3 protein-coding genes are annotated in these 2,762 nt (G+C 51.1%); 2 read left to right on the forward strand and 1 reads right to left on the reverse strand.

Annotated features, from left to right (window positions below):
- Positions 1–409 precede the first annotated feature (409 nt).
- Both prmB and aroC read left to right on the forward strand, forming a co-directional pair.
- Positions 410–1,357, forward strand: coding sequence for a 50S ribosomal protein L3 N(5)-glutamine methyltransferase (prmB, locus tag KDK14_RS20540; RefSeq protein WP_257267099.1), 948 nt, complete (start codon positions 410–412; stop codon positions 1,355–1,357).
- A 55-nt stretch (positions 1,358–1,412) separates the two neighbouring features.
- The gene (gene aroC, locus KDK14_RS20545; protein WP_257267100.1) at positions 1,413–2,495 is read left to right on the forward strand and encodes a chorismate synthase; all 1,083 of its coding nucleotides are present in this window, start codon (positions 1,413–1,415) and stop codon (positions 2,493–2,495) included.
- Between the two features lie 72 nt (positions 2,496–2,567).
- Here the strand turns inward: aroC and KDK14_RS20550 are convergent.
- On the reverse strand, positions 2,568–2,762 hold a 195-nt coding region (locus KDK14_RS20550), incomplete at its 5' end, for a hypothetical protein (RefSeq protein ID WP_257267101.1).

Raw genomic sequence — 2,762 nt, forward strand, 5'->3', positions numbered from 1 at the left:
ATTTCCGTTCACCCTGAGCTTGTCGAAGGGTCGTGCCACCGAACTTCGACAAGCTTCAGTCCGAACGGTGTCAGGCAATGAAAATAGGGAAGTTATTTCCAGAAAATTTCTTTGATTATTATTTCTTTATATAGTTCAGAGGTTGCCTCGATTTTCTTACTCAATCCAGGTACTGCAGCAAATTGCTGCCAGGGTCCACAGTTAAAGTACGATTTAACCGCTGGAATGATGATAAGCCGAAAATGATTGAGTAGTATCGCTCCGATTGATGGTCACCGCAGGTTGTCTGCTAACGGTTAAACAGCCGTTACCCATGAGCATGGAATATGCTATTTTAAGCCGCCCATAAGGCAGTAAGGGTTCGGCTCAGTGGGAAAATCCCGGGCATTTCGAATCCGAAGGAGCAAATGTGACAGGTTCCAATGAGTCCTGCGAAGGGCTGGTGTCTATACGAGACTTTGTACGCTGGGGAGCCACCCGCTTTAGTGAGGCGGGTCTGTTCTTTGGTCATGGCAGTGATAATGCGCTGGATGAGTCCCTGCATCTGGTTTTCCAGGTATTGCAGCTGCCCTGGGATCTTCCCGACCACTATCTTGACAGTCGTTTAACCCTCCGGGAACGTGAAAAACTGGCCAATCTGATTGAGGAGCGGGCGGTCAGTCGTAAACCCCTGGCCTATCTGGTCAATCAGGCGTGGTTCTGTGATATGCCATTTTATGTGGATGAACGGGTTCTGGTGCCCCGTTCTCCCATTGCTGAACTGATTCTCCAGCAGTTCCAGCCCTGGCTGGGGGATGTAGAAGTCAGTCGCGTGCTTGACCTGTGTTCCGGTTCCGGCTGTATTGGCATTGCAACAGCCCATGCTTTTCCTGAATCCCAGGTGGATCTGCTGGATATTTCTGAAGACGCCCTGGAAGTGGCCAATATCAATATTGATCGCCACGAACTCTGGGGCAGGGTGCAGGCCATTAAGTCGGATCTGTTTGACTTCCTGGATGCCTTGCCAGAGCGACCCAGGTATCAATTGATTTTGAGTAATCCACCCTATGTGGATGTTGAGGATCTGTCCGATATGCCCGAAGAGTTTACCCACGAACCAGAGCTGGGCCTGGCCGCCGGCGATGACGGGCTGGATTTTGCCCGTGCCATTCTGGCCCAGGCTGCTGATTATCTGGATGAACAGGGGCTACTGGTGTTGGAAGTGGGTAACAGTCACTGGGCTTTACAGGAAGAATATCCGGAAGTACCGTTTGTCTGGCCTGATTTTGAAAAAGGCGGTCATGGCGTTCTGGTTCTGTCCGCTGAAGATTGCAGAAAATATCAGTCTTTGTTCAAGAATCGCCTGAAATCCCTGTAAATAGTTTTTAACCATTTTTGTAATTGTCTGAAAATAACAATGAGATCACTTGAGTATGGCAGGAAATAGTATAGGACAATTGTTCAGGGTCACGACCTTTGGGGAGTCCCACGGTGTGGCACTGGGCTGTATTGTTGACGGTTGTCCCCCGGGGTTGCCATTAACCGAAGCGGATCTTCAGGTTGACCTGGACCGCCGTAAACCCGGTACCTCCAAATTCACCACCCAGCGTCGTGAGCCGGATCAGGTCAGGATTCTTTCTGGCGTTTTTGAAGGGGTGACCACGGGGACTCCCATCGGCCTGTTCATTGAAAATCAGGATCAGCGCTCCCGGGATTACGCCAATATCAAGGATCTGTTCAGACCCGGTCATGCAGATTACACCTACATCCACAAATACGGTATTAGGGATTATCGCGGCGGTGGCCGTTCTTCCGCCAGGGAGACGGCCATGCGCGTGGCGGCCGGCGCTATAGCCCGCAAGTACCTGCAGTCTAAGGGTATTGAGGTGCGCGGCTGGTTGTCCCGGATCGGTGATATCCGGGTCGAAAAGCTGGACTGGGATGAAGTGAGAAACAACCCGTTCTTCTCGCCCGACGCGGACAAAGTCCCGGAAATGGAAGCGTTGATTAACAGCCTGCGGGCAGAGGGTAACTCAGTAGGCGCCCGTATTTCCGTCATGGCAACCGGTGTGCCACCGGGGCTTGGTGAACCGGTTTTTGACCGACTTGATGCAGAACTGGCCCATTCACTGATGAGTATTAATGCGGTAAAAGGCGTTGAAATAGGCGATGGATTTGCCAGTGTCCGTCAGAAAGGCACAGAGCACCGGGATGAGATCACCCCGGATGGCTTCCTCTCAAACCATGCGGGTGGCACCCTCGGTGGCATCAGCACCGGGCAGGACCTGATTGCTCATATTGCCCTGAAGCCAACATCCAGTATTACCGCACCGGGACAGTCGATAAATAGCCAGGGCGAGCCGGTGGAGGTCGTCACCAAAGGGCGCCATGATCCCTGCGTAGGTATTCGCGCCGTACCCATTGCTGAAGCGATGATGGCCATTACCCTGATGGATCATTTCCTGCGGCATCGGGCACAGAACGCCGATGTGGTCAGTCCGATACCGGTTGTTTAAAGCCTAAAAAAGGCCAGTGACTGAATGGGATACTGGCCTGAGTGTTCACTCTGAGTCTTTGCACTGACAGGGTTACTGGTACCAGCGGTCCGATCTGATGTTTTTTTCGAGCTGAATATATTCCAATACATTGGTGAAATCACTATGTTTCTGGTCTTCTTGCCTCTGATTCAGAGTATTTTCAATCATTTCCAAAGCAGCCATATCATTACTTTTACCTGAATCCGTAAGGTTTTGATTGCACCGGAAGAATTTTACCAATTTAAT

Source organism: Endozoicomonas sp. ONNA2 (assembly GCF_024606365.1).
Classification (GTDB): domain Bacteria; phylum Pseudomonadota; class Gammaproteobacteria; order Pseudomonadales; family Endozoicomonadaceae; genus Endozoicomonas.